Annotated in this window: 18 protein-coding genes; 16 read left to right on the top strand and 2 right to left on the bottom strand. The window is 70.7% G+C overall.

Annotated features, from left to right (window positions below):
• Nucleotides 1-394: 394 nt before the first annotated feature.
• The 16 genes from IFJ75_RS08120 to IFJ75_RS08045 all read left to right on the top strand — a co-directional run bounded on the left by IFJ75_RS08120 (nucleotide 395) and on the right by IFJ75_RS08045 (nucleotide 14,237).
• Nucleotides 395-811: a BLUF domain-containing protein gene (locus tag IFJ75_RS08120; protein ID WP_207932078.1), complete on the top strand. Its 417-nt coding sequence runs from the start codon at nucleotides 395-397 to the stop codon at nucleotides 809-811.
• Nucleotides 812-1,010: 199 nt separating this feature from the next.
• Nucleotides 1,011-1,298: a hypothetical protein gene (locus IFJ75_RS08115; RefSeq protein ID WP_207932077.1), complete on the top strand. Its 288-nt coding sequence runs from the start codon at nucleotides 1,011-1,013 to the stop codon at nucleotides 1,296-1,298.
• Nucleotides 1,299-1,819: 521 nt separating this feature from the next.
• Nucleotides 1,820-2,140: a TrbC/VirB2 family protein gene (locus IFJ75_RS08110; protein ID WP_207932076.1), complete on the top strand. Its 321-nt coding sequence runs from the start codon at nucleotides 1,820-1,822 to the stop codon at nucleotides 2,138-2,140.
• Nucleotides 2,140-2,403 carry a VirB3 family type IV secretion system protein gene (locus IFJ75_RS08105; protein ID WP_207932075.1) on the top strand — a complete coding sequence of 88 codons (264 nt, stop codon included), beginning with the start codon at nucleotides 2,140-2,142 and terminating at the stop codon, nucleotides 2,401-2,403. Before IFJ75_RS08110 ends, IFJ75_RS08105 begins: the two co-directional genes overlap by 1 nt.
• Before the next feature lie 7 nt (nucleotides 2,404-2,410).
• Nucleotides 2,411-4,849: a conjugal transfer protein TrbE gene (trbE, locus tag IFJ75_RS08100; RefSeq protein ID WP_207932074.1), complete on the top strand. Its 2,439-nt coding sequence runs from the start codon at nucleotides 2,411-2,413 to the stop codon at nucleotides 4,847-4,849.
• Nucleotides 4,800-5,546, top strand: coding sequence for a conjugal transfer protein TrbJ (locus IFJ75_RS08095; RefSeq protein ID WP_207932073.1), 747 nt, complete (start codon nucleotides 4,800-4,802; stop codon nucleotides 5,544-5,546). The genes trbE and IFJ75_RS08095 overlap by 50 nt, the downstream gene beginning before the upstream one ends.
• Before the next feature lie 11 nt (nucleotides 5,547-5,557).
• Nucleotides 5,558-6,601, top strand: coding sequence for a P-type conjugative transfer protein TrbL (gene trbL, locus IFJ75_RS08090; RefSeq protein WP_207932072.1), 1,044 nt, complete (start codon nucleotides 5,558-5,560; stop codon nucleotides 6,599-6,601).
• A 435-nt stretch (nucleotides 6,602-7,036) separates the two neighbouring features.
• Complete coding sequence (gene trbF, locus IFJ75_RS08085) at nucleotides 7,037-7,864, top strand: conjugal transfer protein TrbF (protein WP_225897049.1); 828 nt, start codon at nucleotides 7,037-7,039, stop codon at nucleotides 7,862-7,864.
• A 260-nt stretch (nucleotides 7,865-8,124) separates the two neighbouring features.
• Nucleotides 8,125-9,033 carry a TrbG/VirB9 family P-type conjugative transfer protein gene (locus IFJ75_RS19695; protein WP_263973031.1) on the top strand — a complete coding sequence of 303 codons (909 nt, stop codon included), beginning with the start codon at nucleotides 8,125-8,127 and terminating at the stop codon, nucleotides 9,031-9,033.
• Nucleotides 9,015-9,551 carry a TrbI/VirB10 family protein gene (locus IFJ75_RS08075; protein ID WP_207932071.1) on the top strand — a complete coding sequence of 179 codons (537 nt, stop codon included), beginning with the start codon at nucleotides 9,015-9,017 and terminating at the stop codon, nucleotides 9,549-9,551. Before IFJ75_RS19695 ends, IFJ75_RS08075 begins: the two co-directional genes overlap by 19 nt.
• Entirely contained in the window at nucleotides 9,548-10,060 is a 513-nt protein-coding gene (locus IFJ75_RS08070) for a S26 family signal peptidase (RefSeq protein ID WP_207932070.1), read from the top strand. Before IFJ75_RS08075 ends, IFJ75_RS08070 begins: the two co-directional genes overlap by 4 nt.
• Nucleotides 10,054-10,659 carry a lytic transglycosylase domain-containing protein gene (locus tag IFJ75_RS08065; protein WP_207932069.1) on the top strand — a complete coding sequence of 202 codons (606 nt, stop codon included), beginning with the start codon at nucleotides 10,054-10,056 and terminating at the stop codon, nucleotides 10,657-10,659. Before IFJ75_RS08070 ends, IFJ75_RS08065 begins: the two co-directional genes overlap by 7 nt.
• Nucleotides 10,656-10,925, top strand: coding sequence for a hypothetical protein (locus tag IFJ75_RS08060; RefSeq protein WP_207932068.1), 270 nt, complete (start codon nucleotides 10,656-10,658; stop codon nucleotides 10,923-10,925). The genes IFJ75_RS08065 and IFJ75_RS08060 overlap by 4 nt, the downstream gene beginning before the upstream one ends.
• 182 nt (nucleotides 10,926-11,107) lie before the next feature.
• The gene (locus tag IFJ75_RS08055; protein WP_207932067.1) at nucleotides 11,108-11,554 is read left to right on the top strand and encodes a helix-turn-helix transcriptional regulator; all 447 of its coding nucleotides are present in this window, start codon (nucleotides 11,108-11,110) and stop codon (nucleotides 11,552-11,554) included.
• A 165-nt stretch (nucleotides 11,555-11,719) separates the two neighbouring features.
• Nucleotides 11,720-13,267: a PAS domain-containing protein gene (locus IFJ75_RS20260; RefSeq protein ID WP_207932066.1), complete on the top strand. Its 1,548-nt coding sequence runs from the start codon at nucleotides 11,720-11,722 to the stop codon at nucleotides 13,265-13,267.
• Between the two features lie 358 nt (nucleotides 13,268-13,625).
• The gene (locus IFJ75_RS08045; RefSeq protein WP_207932065.1) at nucleotides 13,626-14,237 is read left to right on the top strand and encodes a hypothetical protein; all 612 of its coding nucleotides are present in this window, start codon (nucleotides 13,626-13,628) and stop codon (nucleotides 14,235-14,237) included.
• Nucleotides 14,238-14,390: 153 nt separating this feature from the next.
• Here IFJ75_RS08045 and IFJ75_RS08040 read toward each other — a convergent pair whose 3' ends face one another.
• Together IFJ75_RS08040 and IFJ75_RS08035 are read right to left on the bottom strand one after the other, a co-directional pair.
• Nucleotides 14,391-15,149, bottom strand: coding sequence for an alpha/beta hydrolase family protein (locus IFJ75_RS08040; protein ID WP_207932064.1), 759 nt, complete (start codon nucleotides 15,147-15,149; stop codon nucleotides 14,391-14,393).
• Nucleotides 15,146-16,141, bottom strand: a complete 996-nt coding sequence (locus IFJ75_RS08035) for a DUF3182 family protein (RefSeq protein WP_404822095.1) — start codon at nucleotides 16,139-16,141, stop codon at nucleotides 15,146-15,148. The genes IFJ75_RS08040 and IFJ75_RS08035 overlap by 4 nt, the downstream gene beginning before the upstream one ends.
• Nucleotides 16,142-16,503: the final 362 nt, after the last annotated feature.

The raw sequence follows: 16,503 nt of genomic DNA, 5'->3' as shown, positions 1-16,503 counted from the left end.
CGGCGGAAGCGGGGCGGCGGGCTGGCGCCGGCCGGCGACGCGGGCAAAAGCACCGGCGACGCATTCCTAAGCCTAAAGTGAAGGTTGTGGCGCTTCAAAACACACGTATTTCTCTGTGCTTGACGATGCGTGCGGGGTGGAACCGATGACATTCAAGGCGTGCCTCGCGGTCCTGTGGCGCAGCTTGTCGACCGGCAAACTCGCAGATGGCGGTGGAAACCTCGCCCGTGTCGAACCGGGCGGTGACCGTCTTCTTGGCGGGGTTCTGGCAACCGCCTGCAAAGGCTGCGCGTTGACGACCAGAAACGGCCTGAAACCTGTCGGCCGCTGTCCGGAGTGCTCCGAAAATGTGCGTTATCTGGGCGGATGATCCGGTGCAGGGCGCGAAGGCCTGATGGCGCGTTCACTTGAGCGCCTCGCCTACCGCAGTCGTGCGACGGTCTCGGTCGATTCCCTGCTGCTGATCGCGGACGTTCTGGCGGTCTCGCAACGCAACAATCGCCGCGACGGCGTCAGCGGCGCGCTGACCTACAGCGACGGCGTCTTCTTCCAGGTTGTCGAAGGCTATCCCGAAGACCTGGACAGGCTGCTGCGGCGCCTGTCCGAGGATCCGCGGCATAGCGCGATCACCATAGTTCACAGGGCCCCGGTCGCGGGGCGACTGTTCGGCGAGTGGAGCATGACGGCCCCCAGGATCGCGCCGGATCTGGCGCCGGCGATGAAGAAGGCGGTCGAGGAATCCGATATCGCACCTTCATTGGCCATCGAGACCTTGCGTCGACTGGCGACGGCGAGCCCGCAGGCCGATTGAGGCGCTGACCCGGGATGTGTGGCGGTCGGGCCGGCTATCCGATTCCGGAAACGGCGTCGGCCGGCGCCCTTCTCGTGACCGGCCCGCTTGTCAAGGCGCCGAAGGCGACCGAAAAAAGGACCGCCTGATTACACCCGACAGACGTCTCCGTAGACCGCATGCCGCGCCGCCCTCGTAACAGACTGTTCCGACGTTCCCCGTGGCTCTGGATCTGGCTGCTGGCCGCGAGCCTCCTTTTGGGCGCGCTGCTCGTCGCGGCGACCTGGTACGGCGACGGCCGATGAACGCGGGGCGTCGATCGACCGTTCTCGAGCGCGCCTTCGAGCTTGCGGACAGCGGAAAGCTTTCTTCCATCCGCCCCTTGAGGCGGATGTTGCTGGATGAGGGTTTTGCGTTCGCCGACATCGCCTCGAACCTGGGCGGTCTGGGGATACGTCGCGCGCTCAAGGCCAGAATCGACGCGTCTCGCGCCCGGGTGTCTGGCTAGCCGTTCCCTCGGTTTCGCGGTCGGGGGGGCGTCGTCCAGTGGCCAGCGCGTCGGCGGGCCTGCGGCGCTCACCAGGCGAGCAGCGGGGAGACCCAGCGTGGACATCATTCGCCCCTGATCAGCCGCTCAGGCGTTGCAGCCCCGCCGCTCGCGGTTGTGCCGGGCGCGATGCGGGCTCGGCAGGCCGGCCTCACGAAACCGTGTTTTTCGCGCTGACGGACGGGACGACGACGCGCCCTTGGTCTGCACGCCGCGCAGCGGTAGTGGGCCTCCACGGACAGGCCACAACAACGGCTTGGGTGGACATGCAATTTGGCAAGTCGTCAAGCGTCAGGCGTCGACCACGGACAAGTCGTTCGAAAAGTGTTTGCCGGAAATAATCTCAAGTCATGCCAAGTCGGAAACAACTTGAGCAAACTAACCTGTAGTTCGCTGTATTCGGCCTGTTGACAACCTGCGGGTGGATTTGCTTGCAATGAGTCGCGCCGTGTTGAACCGCGCTGAACAACAGGACATCAGACATGCAACGGACCCTGGGGCGCCGCCTGTTCGGCGCAGCGATGACGTGCGGCCTTCTGGTCGCGGGACCGGCCCTGGCGGGCGGATCGGGAATGCCGTGGGAAGGGCCCCTGCAGCAGGTGGTCCAGTCGATCACCGGGCCTGTGGTCCAGGCCGCGGCCGTGGTCGCCGTGGTCGTGTTCGGGGCCGGCATCGCCATGAGCGAGAACGGGTCCTCGATGCGGCGGGGCCTGGGCATCATGTTCGGACTGTCGATCGCCTTCGCCGCCTCGACCTTCTTCCTCGACTTCTTCGGCTTCGCCGGCGGGGCGGAGATCGCGTGATGGCCGACCAGCCCGAAGGTTGGGAGCTGCCCGTGGCCCAGGCCCTGGCCGAGCCGGTCCTGATGGCCGGCATGCCGCGGGACTATGCGATCGCCATGGGCACCATCGCCCTGGTTCTTGGCCTCGCCATGCGCATCTGGTGGCTGGGTCTGCTCTGGTGGGCGGTCGCCCATGCGATCGGCCTGTGGGCCGCGCGGTCCGACCGCCGCTTCTTCGACGTGCTGCGCCGCCATCTGCGCACGCCCGGCCATCTGGACGGGTGAGGGCGGGATGCGGTTCCTCGACGAACATCGCAGACGGCCCGCCGCCCTGGCCGATCATCTGCCCTGGGCCGCCCTGGTCGCGCCGGGGGTGGTGCTCAACAAGGACGGATCCTTCCTGGCCGGCTGCCGCTTTCGGGGGCCCGATCTGGAGAGCTCCACCGAGGATGAGCTGATGGCGATCCGCGCCCGGCTCAACAATGCGCTCAAACGGCTGGGCTCGGGCTGGTGCCTGCATATGGAGGCGCGCAGGCGGCCGGCGGCGGCCTATCCGCAGAGCGCCTTCGACCTGGACGTCGCCTGGCTGATGGACGAGGAGCGCCGCAGCCGTTTCGAGACCGCCGATCCGGCCTTCGAGACCGACTTCCACCTCGCCCTGACCTGGCTTCCGCCCGCCGACGAGACCCGTCGCATGGAGCGCTGGCTGTTCGACGGCCTGGCCCGGGCCGGACAGGACTGGCGTCTGTCCCTGGCGACCTTCTCGCGCGAGGCCGACACGACCCTCGATCTTCTCTCCGACGCCCTGCCGGAGATCGCCCGCCTGGACGACGCCGACCTCCTGACCTGGCTGCACGACAGCGTCTCGCCGACGCCCTTCGCCGTCCGGCCGCCCGAGACCCCGATGTTCCTGGACGCCTGGCTGGCGGACGCGGCCCTGACCGGCGGGGTCGCGCCCCGGCTCGGCGACCGCTGGCTCAAGGTCGTCTCGGTGCGCGGCCTGCCGTCGGTGACCCGGCCGGGACTGCTGGACGCCCTGGGCGCCCTGCCGTTCGACTATCGCTGGACGGCGCGCTGGATCGGCCTGGACAAGCCCGAGGCCGAGCGGGAGATCGTCAAGCTCCGCAAGCGCTGGTTCGCCAAGCGCAAGGGCGTCGGCGTCCTGCTGCGCGAGGCCGTCACCCGGGAGGAGGTTCCGCTCCTCGACACCGACGCGGCCTCCAAGACCGAGGAGTGCGACGGCGCCCTGGCCGCGCTCGGGGCGGAGAGCTGCGCCTTCGGCTACCTGACCCTGACCGTGACCGTGCTCGAGGCGACGGAGGCGGGCGCCGCCGCCCGGGCCCGCGCCGTCGAGGCGGCCCTGAACGCCAAGGGCCTGGTCGCCCGTGTCGAGGATCTCAATGCGGTCGAGGCCTGGCTCGGCTCCCTGCCGGGAGAGCCCTATGCCGATGTCCGCCGGCCGCTGGTCTCGACCCTGAACCTCGCCGACCTGCTGCCGGTCTCGGCGGTCTGGGCCGGCCCCGCGGAGGACGCCCACCTGGCCGGACCGCCCCTGGCCACGGCCCGGACCACCGGATCCACCCCGTTCCGCCTGGTCCTCCATGTCGGGGACGTCGGCCATGCCATGGTCGTCGGCCCCACGGGTTCGGGCAAGAGCGCCCTCCTGTCCTTCCTCGCCCTGCAGTGGTTCCGCTATCCGGACGCCAGGGTCGTCTTCTTCGACAAGGGCCGGTCGGCGCGGGCGGCCACCCTGGCGGCCGGCGGCCGCTGGCGGGCGCTCGAGCCCGGGGCGCGCTTCTCCCTGCAGCCGCTCGCGGCGATCGACCGGGAGGACGAGCGGGCCTGGGCGTCGGAATGGATCGCCGAGACGGTGCGGCTGGCCGGGCTGGAGCCCGTGCCGAGGGTCCGGGAGGAGATCTGGATCGCCCTGTCGGCGCTCGCCGAGGCCCCGGTCTCGCAGCGCACCCTGACGGTGTTCTGCGCCCTGGTCCAGGACAAGGCGGTGTTCGCGGCGCTGGAGCCCCTGACGCTGAAGGGGCCGCATGGGGCGCTGCTGGACGGGGAGGGGGAGGCCCTCGCCCCGACCCGGTTCGACACCTTCGAACTGGAGACCCTGATGGCCACGCCCTCGGCGGTCGCGCCCGTGCTCTCGGCCCTGTTCCATCATCTGGAGGCGAGTTTCGACGGCCGGCCGACCCTGTTGGTGCTGGACGAGGCCTGGCTCTTCCTGGGCGAGACGGCCTTCGCGGCGCGCATCCGCGAGTGGCTCAAGACCCTGCGCAAGAAGCGGGTCAGCGTCGTCTTCGCGACCCAGAGCCTGGATGACGTCGCCGCCTCCTCGATCGCCGCGAGCCTGATCGAGAGCTGCCCCACCCAGGTGTTCCTGCCCAATCCGCGCGCGCTCGAGCCGTCCTCGGCGGCGCTCTACCGCGGCTTCGGCCTCAACCGGCGGCAGCTGGAGCTGATCGCCTTCGCTACGCCCAAGCGGGCCTACTACTGGCGCCAGCCGCGCGGGCGCCGGTTGTTCGACCTGCGTCTGACCGGCGTGGCCCTGGCCCTGTGCGGCGCCGCCTCTCCGGAGGACCAGGCCCTGATCGACGCGATCCTGGAGCGATCCGACCCGGAGGGCCAGGCGCCGGGCGGGTTCGCCCGCGAATTCCTCAGAGCCAAGGGAGTGCAGAATGTTGACGCCGTCTTCGACGCCTTCGCCCGACCGCTCGCGGCCGAATAGGCGCCTTGCGATCCTCGCGGCCGGTCTGGTCGCGGTCAGTCTTCTCGCGGCCGCTCCCGCTCCGGCGCAGCAGGTCGTCTTCGATCCCCGCAACCATATCGAAAACGCCCTGCAGGCGGCGCGTCAGCTGGAGAGCCTGGCCAATGAGGCCCGGAGCCTGGCGGCCTCGCCCTACAGCCATCTGGTCCAGTCGAGCCAGAGCCTTCACGACATGGCGGAGCTGGCGCGGACGGCGCGGGGATTGGCGAGTTCCATCAACGGCCTGGAGCGACAATTTCAGACCCTGTATCCGGAAGATCTGACGGGGGCGGACCTGCTGCGCCTGCTGGAGCAGGGGCAGGCGCGGACCGCCAACGCCCGCCGGACGGCCGAGGACCTCGCCCGAACGGCGGCGGAGCTGGAGCGGCTGGGGCAGGGCCGGCAGGCCCGGCTCACCGGAGCCCTGACGGCCAGCGAGACGGCCACGGGCCAGACCGCCGCCGTCCAGTCGACCAATCAGCTGCTGGCCGTGCTCGCTGAGGACATGGCGGCGCTGCGCACCCTCCTGCTGGCCCAGTCGCGCCTGCTGGCCGAACAGACGGCGCGTGACGCGGCCGACAGGGCGTCGGGCGATGCGGCGCGACGCCGGCGCTGGGCGGCGACGGCCCCGCGCCCGACGGCGCCGGCCTTCGATCCCCTGTCCCACGCCGACGACTGAGGAGACAGACGATGTCGGTCGGAGTGGAAACGCCCAATGAGCTGATGGTGGTGTTCTCCAACACCGTCTCGGCCGGGTTCGACGCCCTCCAGGGTTCGGTCAACGGCGTCTTCGGCCTGCTGATCGTCCTCGTCGTCGCCCTGACCGGCATCCAGTGGGCGCTGTCGCCCAACCGGGAGGTCCTCGCCTCGGGGTTCGGCAAGGTGATCCTGATCGGCGCCTTCGCCTGGTTGATCAACGATTGGCAGCAACTCTCTGAAACCATTTACGCCGGCTTCCTCGAACTGGGGCTGACGGCCGGGGGCGGCTCCCTGTCCCGCGAGGAGTTCCTGAATCCCGGGGCGATCCTGGCCCAGGGCTGGCGCATCGTGAAGGCGCTCGGCGACACCCCGGCGCCGGTCGACAACCCGCTCGATGTGGTCGGCAACCTCGCCGACGCCCTGATCCTGGGCCTGGCCATGATCGGCATCATGCTGGCCTTCGCGGTTCTGGCCCTGCAGATCATCGTCTCCCTTCTGGAGTTCAAGATCGTCACCCTGGGCGGTTTCGTCCTTCTGCCTTTCGGGATCTGGAACAAGTCCGCCTTCCTGGCCGAACGGCCGCTCGGTTACGTCGTGTCCGCGGGACTGAAGGTCCTGGCCCTGGCCATCGTGGTCTCCGGCGCCCAGACGATCTTCGATCAGCTGCAACCTTCGGCCAATCCGGACATCTACGAGGCCCTGACCATCCTGGTCGCGGCGCTTCTGCTGGCCATGCTGGCCCTGTTCATCCCCAACCTCGCCTCGGCCCTGGTCACGGGCGGACCGGCGCTGGGCGCCGGGGCGGCGATCACCGCTGGCGTCGCGGTCGGCGGGATCGCCGCGCTCGGCGCCGCCGGAGCGGCGGGCGCGGGGGCTGGCGCGGGCGGCGCGGCGACGCGACTGGCCGGGCCTGCACGGAGTGCGTCCGGCGCAGGCTCCGGCCGGCCGCCGACCCCGGGGGCGCCGCGGGGAGGGCCGGCGCCGGGTGGCGGCTCCCCGGCGGCATGGGCGGGGCGACCGCTCCGATCCCCTTGACCCCTTCGACACCTGCGGCGCCGCCGCGGCCGGCGGGCGACGAACGCAGCGCTTTCGGCCCCATCCGACGGTCTGAAGAGCCGGCGGCGCTTATGGTCGGCGATGTCGCGGACCCGGCGGCGGGAGGGACCTCGCCTTCCCCGGCGTCGGACCCGGGCAAAGCGCAGGCGACGGGCGACGGCGCGGCGGCCTCCGGCGCGGCCGGGGCCACATCCAGACCGGCGCGAACCGTGACGGCCGAGGCGGCCCGGGCGCGCCCGGACTTCCACCGCGCCGCAGCCCGGTCCGCGGAGGCTCCGGATCGCCCGTCCACTCCCGTGAGCCGGTCCCAGGCGCTGCAGGCCTTCTTCATCGCCAACACGGGCCGCGGCCTCCTGCCGGCGGGTGAAAACAGCGGGGTCCTGTCCCCCCATCTGAAGAGCGAGGAGAGTTGAAATGCACCCCTTCTTCCGGCCCAAACGCGCGATGGCCTCGGCGCCCGACCAGACGCCGTACCAGCGCGCGGGCCAGGTCTGGGACGACCGCATGGGCCTGTCCCTGGCCCACGCCCGCAATTGGAGACGGATCGCCGTGGCCAATCTGGCCCTTGCGGGGTTCCTCGGCGCCGGCTGGTGGGTCCAGGCCGACCGGGCCGTCGTCAAGCCGTTCGTGGTCGAGGTCTCGGATTGGGGCCAGACCCAGAGGATCACCGCCATCGGCGGCCGCTACGAGCCCAATGAGGCCCAGGTCGGCCATGCGCTGGCGGGCTGGGTGCGCGATGTTCGCTCCAAGTCGATCGATCCGATCGTCATCCGGCAGAACTGGCTGCGCGCCTATGACCTGCTGACGCCCCGGGCGGCGAGCTTCCTCAACGCCTGGGCCCAGACCCACGACCCGTTCGCCGAGGTCGGGCGCGAGGCCGTCAATGTCGAAATCCTCAACGTCGTCAGACGGACGGAGCGAACTTTTGATCTGCAGTGGCGGGAGACCCGCTTCGTGAACGGGCAGCAGGCCGGTGTCGAACGCTGGCGCGCCCTGATCACCACCACCGTCCAGCCGCCCCGCACCGAGGCCGAGCTGATGAAGAACCCCTGGGCCTTAAAATCGAGGACATCTCATGGACCCCCGACGCCTCCTGATGCTCGCCGCCGCAGGCCTGGCCCTGTCGGGCTGTGCGCTGCTGCCGCCCCCGGTCCGGATCGCGGCGGACAGTCCGGCCGCCCCCGTGGCCGAGACCCGACCGGCCCCGGAGACCGAGGCCGGTGGCGCGGGATTGCCGTCTGACGGGATCGGTCCGTCACGGTTCGCCCCGGCCGCCGCGGCCACCGCGGAGGACGGCGTCTCGCGGGCGCGTCCCTATCTCGAGGTCATCGCGGCGGGCGGCCCGCCCGCCGGGCGGGGGCGCCGCATCCGCCACCGGTCGTCCGGCCATCGCGGCGGCGAACACGGCGGCCCGGGCCCGGTCGACCGAGGACCGCTTCGTCGGCGGCGTCCAGATCTTCGGCTGGTCTCCCGGGCGGGTCTTCGAGGTCTGGGCCGCCCCGTTGCGCGTCACCACCCTGAGCCTGGCGCCCGGCGAGACCCTCGTCTCCAAGGCGGCGGGCGACACGGTGCGCTGGCAGATCGGTGAGGCCGCCTCCGGCTCAGGAGAGGGCAGGATCACCCATGTGCTGCTCAAGCCTCTGGAGCGTGGGCTGGAGACCAACCTCATCCTGACCACCAACCGGCGCGTCTATCTCATTGATCTGAAGAGCGGCGGGGCCGATGCCTTCAACGCTGCGATCGCCTGGGATGCGGGCTCCGTCACGGGGGCTTCGTCGCCTGTTGTCGCTCAGAGCGAAGGACCGGAGCCGCCGACGCCCGATCGCGTGCGCAAGTCCGTGGTCCAGACCATCGTCATCGCCGGCGCCGTCCTCGTCTCCGGATCCCTGGCCTGGGCCTTCGTGGTGCAGCCCGAGTTGCGGGCGAACGCCCGCGACCGGCAGGCCGAGGCCCGGGAGGATCAGGCCCGGGGCGTGGTCCGTCCGACCGACGCCGTGACCGACCAGCCGGCGAACTATGACCGGCTGCCGTCCCCGAGAGGCGCGTCTCCCCTCGATGACGCCGAAGCGGGACCGGCCGCACCGCCGACTTCGGAGGCAAGGGCCCCCGGTTATGCGTCCTCGGCCCATGCGCGCTCCCCTATGCGCCCGCCGAACGCGCCCCGGGCCCGCCGCGCGCCGGCGGTCCGTCCCCGCGCGAGCTGGCGGCGCGGTCGGGCCTGTTCTTCGCCGGCGCGCCGGGATCGTCGACAGCGCCGCCCGTTCCGGCGCGGGGTGAGGGCGCGGCCTTCCGGGCGGCGGGCGCGGACCTGGGCGCCGACTTTGGCGAGATCTACAACGGGCACGGCCTGGTCGCGCCACTTTCCCCGTTCGAGCTCAAGGCCGGTGCGCTTGTGCCTGCCGCCCTGCTGACGGCGGTGGATACGGCGCGCGCCGGACCGGTGATCGCCACGGTGACCCAGAACGTCTTCGACACGGTCAGCGGCCGTCACCTGCTCATCCCGCAGGGGGCGCGACTGATCGGCAGGTCCGAGGGCGAGAGCGCCTATGGCGACCGGCGGGCGTTTCTGACGTGGGAGCGGCTCATCCTGCCCAACGGCAAGAGCCTGATCCTGACGTCGGAGGCGGGCGTCGACGCCCAGGGCGCGATCGGCGTGCGCGGCCAGGTCGACCGCCGGCTCTTGCCTCTGCTTGTCGGGACCCTCTTCGCCGGCGCCATCACCACCCTCGGTCAGGTGGCGCGCGACGGCTCGGACGGCGGCGGCCTGCTCGGCGACGCGGGCGACGCCGCCGCCATAGAGGGCGCCCGGGTCGGCGGGCGTCTCATCGATCGCGAACTGCAGGTCCGGCCGTCGATCCGGCTGCGCGCCGGCGCGCCCGTCCGGGTGTTGATCACCCGGGACCTGATCCTGGAGCCCTACCGGCCATGACTTCGCCCCTCGCCACCCGAACCCGATGGGCAGCGCTCGGGGTCCCGGTCGTCCTGCTCGGTTGCCTCGCCCTCATCGCCGGGGAGACACCGGCCCTTGCCCTGGTCAATGAGAGCCCGAGCCTGCCGCGCGGTCTCTACGTCCGCCAACCGGGCGCGGCGCTGGAGCGCGGCGCGATCGTCGCCATCCCCCAGCCGGCGATGGCGCGCGCCTACCTCGCCGATCTCGGCATGCCGGCCGAGGTCCTGCTGATCAAGCGCGTCGCGGCGATCGGCGGAGACCGCGTCTGCCGGGACGGCGCCCGGCTGACCGTGTCGCAACGCGTCGCCGCCGTTCTGGAGGCGGACCGCCGCGGACGGCGGCTGCCGTCCTGGTCCGGCTGCCGACGGCTGAAGCCGGACGAGCTGTTCGTGCTGGGCGACACCCCGTCGAGTTTCGACAGCCGCTATTTTGGACCCGTGTCGGCCGGTCAGGTCACCGGTATCTTCAGGGAGACGGTGACATGGTGAGGACGCTCCTTCTGGCGGGGCTGGTGCTGGCCCTCGCGGCCCCCGCCCGGGCGCAAACGGTCGACTGGCGCGGGGCGGGCGGCGACCTTTTCGGCGCCCCTGCGCCGGAGCCGCACCGGACCGAAACCGCGGAGAACCCGGATCCGGTCCGGGTTGCGCCGCCCGCCCAGCCCTGGCGGGAGGCGGTGGAGGCGGCGGCGCGCGACTACGGCCTCGACCCCAAGCTTCTTCACGCCCTCATCGTGACCGAAAGCGCCTATCGGCCGGATGTCTGTTCGCCCGCCGGCGCCTGCGGCCTGGCCCAGCTCATGCCGGCGACCGCGCTCGACCTGGGTGTGAAGAACCGCCTCGATCCGGTTGAAAACCTGAGGGGAGGGGCCGACTACCTCGCCCGGCAGATGGTTCGCTTCGGAGACGTGCGCCTGGCTCTCGCCGCCTACAACGCGGGCCCCGCCCGGGTCGCCCGGGTCGGACGCGTTCCCGACATCGCAGAGACCCGGCAATATGTCGCCACCGTGATCGAATGCTATCTGGCGCTCTCGGCGGGTCGGACGATCGCCAGCGCGCGCCAGTGCGGGCGTGGGGAGGAGCGCCCGTGACGCCTGAGCTCCCTGCCGACGCCCCCGCCGAAGGCCGGCTGCTGACGCGCGCCGAGGCGGCGGAAGTCCTCAGCGCCATGGGGGTGCGCATGAAGGCCGCCACGCTCGCCCGCCTGTGGTCGACGCGATCGGATGGGCCGCCGGTGCGCCACATCCGCTCCAAACCCTACTACCCCCGCGTCTTGCTGGAGGGATGGGGGCGGGCCCAGATCTCGGAGCTGCGCACCGGTGCGCCGCCGGCGGCGAAAGGCCGTCGCCATGGATAGGCGCCCGGCAAGGCCGGAGGCGGGGACGGTCGCACCGGCAAACCCCGGGGTTGCGGCGCCCATCGCGCCGTGGCGCGTGGCCGGCGCCCGGGTCCGCCGGGGCCGTCCTCACCCTGAGCGGGAGGGGCGAGGGCTCGCCGTGGGCGTCGGACCGGAAGCGGCGGGGGCTGCAGGGGGCTGACATGGCCTTCCATGTGAACGGCGCGCCCGTGGAGAGCGGCGGTCCCGCGGATCGCCTCCTGTCGTGGGACCGCGTGCGCGACATGACCGGCATCAGTCGCAGCACCGCCTGGCGTCTGAGCCATGCGGGCGCCTTTCCCTCGCGTGTGTCGATCTCGCCGGGACGGGTCGGGTGGTGGGAGAGTGAGCTGACCGCATGGAAGGCGTTGCGGGGCTCTGCGCAGGCGATCGATCCTCCCGGCCGGATGGCGCGCAAGGGGCTCGAGCCGCCGATGCGGCCCCGGCTTCCCGGGATGGCGAGGGCCTCGCCGACACGGACCGCGCCGCCGGCGACGGCGACGGCCCAATCGGCCCAACCGGATCTCACGCCTCCCGCTCCGGCGCCTGTCGGGTTCGAGGCCGCGCAGGCGGCGAACCCCGCCCCCGACCAGATCGACTTCGGGTTCTGACACAGCGGCGCTCTCCCGGCGTTATCCAGTCGGGCGTCCGGCGCTCCGGGTCGTCACAGCGGATGTCGGCCTCCGTCGGAGATGAGGCAACCAACGGGCTTCGCCCCTGTTCTTGCAGGGCGCGTCGACCCGACGCGCGGTTTCCAGACCTCGGGACGCAAGCTGTTGAGACAGAAAGACGATTGGCGTCTGACCGACGCCGTGCCGCATGAGACGGGCCGGGGCGATCCGTTCGCGGCCGCGATCCGCGGCACGCGCATGGCCATGGTGATCACCGACCCGCGCCAGGACGACAACCCGATCGTCTTCGTCAACAAGGCGTTCCAGACCCTTACGGGCTATGAGCGTGAAGAGATCATCGGCCGCAATTGCCGGTTCCTGCAAGGCGCCGACACGGACCCGGAGGCCGTGCGGGCGATCGGCGATGCGATCCGGGCCGCCGAGGACATCCAGATCGACATCCTCAACTATCGCAAGGACGGATCCAGCTTCTGGAACGCCCTGTTCCTGAGCCCGGTCCGGGGCGAGGACGGCCAGGTCCAGTTCTTCTTCGCCTCCCAGCTCGACGTCTCGGACCGGATCGAGGCGCACGCGGAGATCGCCGCCCAGAAGGCGTCGGTCGATCGGCTGGTCGCCGAGCGCACCGCCGAACTGGAGGCCGCGCTCGAAGCCAAGACCCTGCTGCTGCACGAGGTCGATCATCGGGTGAAGAACAACCTCACCATGATCGGATCGCTGCTGAGGCTTCAGGCGCGGTCGCTGCCCGACCCCCAGCTTCGGGTCACCCTCAACTCGATGCTGGAGCGGGTGGACGCCTTGGCGACCGTGCACCGCCGCCTCTACCAGTCGGGCGACATCACCCGGTTCGATGTCGGCGGTCTGACGGAGACCCTCACCGCCGACGTTTTGGGGTCGACCGGGCGGGGGAAACATCGAGGCGTCTGTCGAGGTCGAACGCATCCTGGTCCCGTCGAACCAGGCCTCGGCCATCGGCCTGATCATCAACGAGCTCCTGACCAACGCCATCAAGCATGCCTATGCGGACGGACGACCCGGACGGCTGGCCGTCAGCGCGGCGGCCGACGGCGACCACGCCGTCATCACCGTCGAGGACGACGGCCCGGGGCGGGTCGACGCCGGCGCGCCCGGTCTGGGCCGCAACCTGATCGGCCGGTTGTCGCGCCAGGTCGGCGCCGTCACCGAATGGGCTTCCGTCGAACCCGGCACGCGCGCCACCGTCACCTTTCCGATCGAGGCGCCATGACGACCCCACAGGCCCCCTTCAACGTGCTGATCGTCGAGGATGAAGCCTTGCTCGCCATGGACCTCGAAGCCATGATCGAGGATTGCGGCCACCGGGTCGTCGCGGACGCCATGTCGCTGGCCGACGTCCACGCGCTCGCCGGCATGGCTGCGCCCGACATCGCCTTCGTCGATCTCCATCTCGCCGACGGGTCCAACGGCCTCGACGTCTGTGCCTGGATCCGCGCCAACTGGGACGGGACCGCGATCGTGTTCGTCACCGCCAACCCCGATGAGATCCCGTCGGACTTCGGCGGCGCGCACGGCGTGATCCCGAAGCCCTTCTCACGACATGGTCTGGCCTCCGCCATGCGCTTCATCGGCGAGGGGATCAGCGACCCGCCGCCAAAATCGGGGCAGCCGGCGAGCTTCATTGCGTCGCCACGGATCCGCGAGCTTTGGGCCGCCTGAGCCGCCGGACTCCCGGTGGTGGCGGGAGACCGGCTCTGCGCCGGAGAGGCTCGCCGCCGTTGAGGCGCAGGGCGTGCCCAAGGATCGGACCGAGTGGTGAGATGACGGGGGCGGGAGAGCTGCCGAAGGGGCCTTTGCCCGACACAACCCATGCCTCGCCGACGGCTGTCTGCCCGGACGGACCGCCTGGCAGGCTCGTTGCGGGGGCCCGATGCGCGCGACATCTGCTGCGTCGGATCATCGTGAGCAACCCGGGCTGGCGGCGTGAGCCGCCCGTCGAGGCGGCGGATCCTTGCCGCGAATTCATTTGAATGCGGAACCCTGGATCGGCAGGGCTGGGCAGCCCCCGGAGTTTCCCATGACGCACCGCCTGCCACTCGCCGCGATCTTCGGCCTCGCCGTTCTGTGGAGCGCGCCCGCCTGGGCGCAATCGTCCGGCGCCGCGGTCGACAACGCCCGCATGGCGCAGATCTTCGCCGACGACCAGGCGATCCGCGAAGGCGTCTCGGCCGGTCGACGGCCGGACCGCGCCTTCGTGGAGCGGATGCACGCCGAAGACGCCGCTCGACGGGTCGAGGTCCGGACCCTGCTCGAGGCCGGGGCCCTGGCGAGCGCCGAGGATTTCCGCAAGGCCGCCTTCGTCTTCCAGCACGGGACCCAGCCGGATGATTATCTGCTGGCCCACAGCCTGGCCGTGGCGGCTGCGGCCAAAGGTTCCGAGGGCGCCGCCTGGATCGCGGCGGCCAGCCTGGACCGGTATCTCCAGATGAAGGGGGAGCCGCAGATCTACGGCACCCAGACCACTGTGCGTCAGGGGGAGGCTCCGACAGACGATCCCTATAACCGCGGTCTTGTCCCGGACAGCTTGCGCACAGCCATGGGGGTGCCGACCCTCGCCGAACAGGCCGCGAAGCTCGAGGCCGTAAACGCGGCCCTGGCTGCGGCCAAGGCGGCTTCAGGGTCGCGCTGATCCCGGTGTGCGGCGCGTAACGCCCGGTCGGTCGAGCGATGGACATCCATCGCCGCCAGCGGCCCGGCTTTGTAGACATCAGACTGACGGCCTTAGGCGTCCGGGCGCTCGGGAGCGGCGAGACGCATCATGTCGCTCTGGAGCCTGCGTACGTCACCGATAGGACCGGCGGCTGGCCCGGACCATCTCCTCGAGCCAGTTGATCAGGATCGTCGCATAGACCCGCTGGTCGGCCGGGTCGCGCAGGGCGTGCGAGGCGCCGGGAATGATCCGGTGGGTGAAGGAACTCGCCCGCTTGAACGCCGCCTGGTAGGACAGGATGACCTCGGTGGGAATCCGGTCGTCCGCGCCGGACTCGACGATCAGAACGTCCCCCTCGAACGCCTCGCAGGCGGCCAGAGCCCGATTGTCGCCAGGCGCGCGGATGTGTTCGCGGTAGGCGCGGACGCCGTCCTTGTTCAGGAGCGCCTTGGGCGTGTCCCAGTCCGCGTCCGGATAGAGGGCGGGCACGCGAAGCGCCAGCCATCGCACCGGCCTGTCCTGGGTCAGCAAGGCGGAGAGATATCCGCCGTAGCTGGTCCCGATCACGCCGATGGCGTCGCCGTTGATGAGGGGCTGGGACGCCAGGAAGTCATAGGCCGTCCGGACGTCGTTGAGCCCGTCCTGCCGCGTGACCTCCTCGCGACCGGCGTCGCTCCCGGCGTGACCGCGCAGATCGAAGGTGAAGCAGACGCAGCCGAGCCTGGCGATCTCCTCGGCGTGGCCGAGGTCCTCCTCCTGGTCTCCGCCCCATCCGTGGACGAACAGAAACCCCGGGACGGGCGCATCGGGCTTGAGCAGGGTCCCGGCCAGCTTCTGTCCCTCGACGGCGAGTTCGACGCGGCCCTCCTGGATGTCGCTCTGGTCCTTCACATCAACCTCATCGCGTATTTGGTCATGGCGCCGACGACCGGATCGACACCGCTGAAATAGGTGACGGCGTGCGGCGGGATGGCGGCCTCGCCATAGACCTCGACCGTGGCGGTGTTGACGAAATCGAGGTCCGGCCCATGGGCGAAGGCTTCGAGCGCGGCGACCTCGGCACCGGTGGCGCCACCGACGCGCCAGGATTGCTCGAGGACGCCGACGCGGCGATTGCCTTGAGCGTCCCGGCCAGCAAGCACATCATAGTTGCGGCGGGTGAGCACCATGGTCGGATAAGCGCGTCGTGCGGCGTCGTCGAAAACTGCGGCGCATCGGATGGCCTCGACGGCCTCAGGCTCCAGACCGAGGTGGGTCAGTCGGTCGAGGCCGCCCCTGACGCAGCGCAAACGGGTTCCGCCGTAGACTGTGCGGCCCTTGTGATCGATCGTCTCCTGCTGATCGCCGACGTAGCTGATCTCCAGACCCGCGACCCAGAGACTGCCGACACTGTAGGTCTCCACCTCGCTCATATTCTCCTCGACGACGATGCCGAACCGCGCAAGTTCGTCCGGATCCTGTTCGGCGATGACGGCCCGGAGGTCGTCGGCGGTCCTCACCACCGTCTGGCCGAGGCTCGCCTTGCCATTGACATCCTTGACCCGCGCTGGGCCGGCTTCGAGAAGCCTCAGACCGGCTTCGATGGCGTCGGCGGCGGTGAAGGCCGTATAGCCATTCAGCGCGGCGTCGCCGAGCCGGTCCGCCATCGCGTTCGACCATCCTTGCGGGCATGTGGCCTCGGGCCGGACCAGACCATGGGTGATCGCCTTGGTCGCGACGAAGGGGTGAGGGACGAGCCCTCCGAGCAGGGTCGTCGCCGAAAATGTCATCGTGGGACCCGGTCCCTCGACGATCGTCTCTCTGGGAACCAGGAGGATATCCGGTCCGACATCGTCCGTCGTCTCCACCTGGGCGATGAGCGGAATGCGCAGCAGGGCCGCCAGCCGCGCGACCAGGACTTCCCGCGACGTCTGGTCGTGGCGGTTGCCGCCTTTCTGGGCGCTGGGACTGTAGAGGGCGATCCGGCCAGAGCCCTTGCGTTCGTGAACGACGGGACGGGCGCGACGTCATGGGGGCAGCTCGATCATCGCGCTCTCTGTTGGAACTGTCGTCGTCCTCCTGACCCGGGATCGCGGGGGCTGCCGACCTGCCTCTGTCCAACTCTCCCAGCTCGGTCGCGATCCGGCGGGCTCGAAAGAATTGCGGCGGGAGAGGCGTCAGTCCGAAAGGCCGGTTTGCTCGATGACGCCCCAGCCCTCGGTTGCATGGTCACGGCGACGAGCAGCCCGGAACCGGCGGCTTAGGG

This window comes from Brevundimonas goettingensis (assembly GCF_017487405.1).
GTDB lineage: Bacteria > Pseudomonadota > Alphaproteobacteria > Caulobacterales > Caulobacteraceae > Brevundimonas > Brevundimonas goettingensis.
This window is presented reverse-complemented; position numbering and strand designations above follow the sequence as displayed.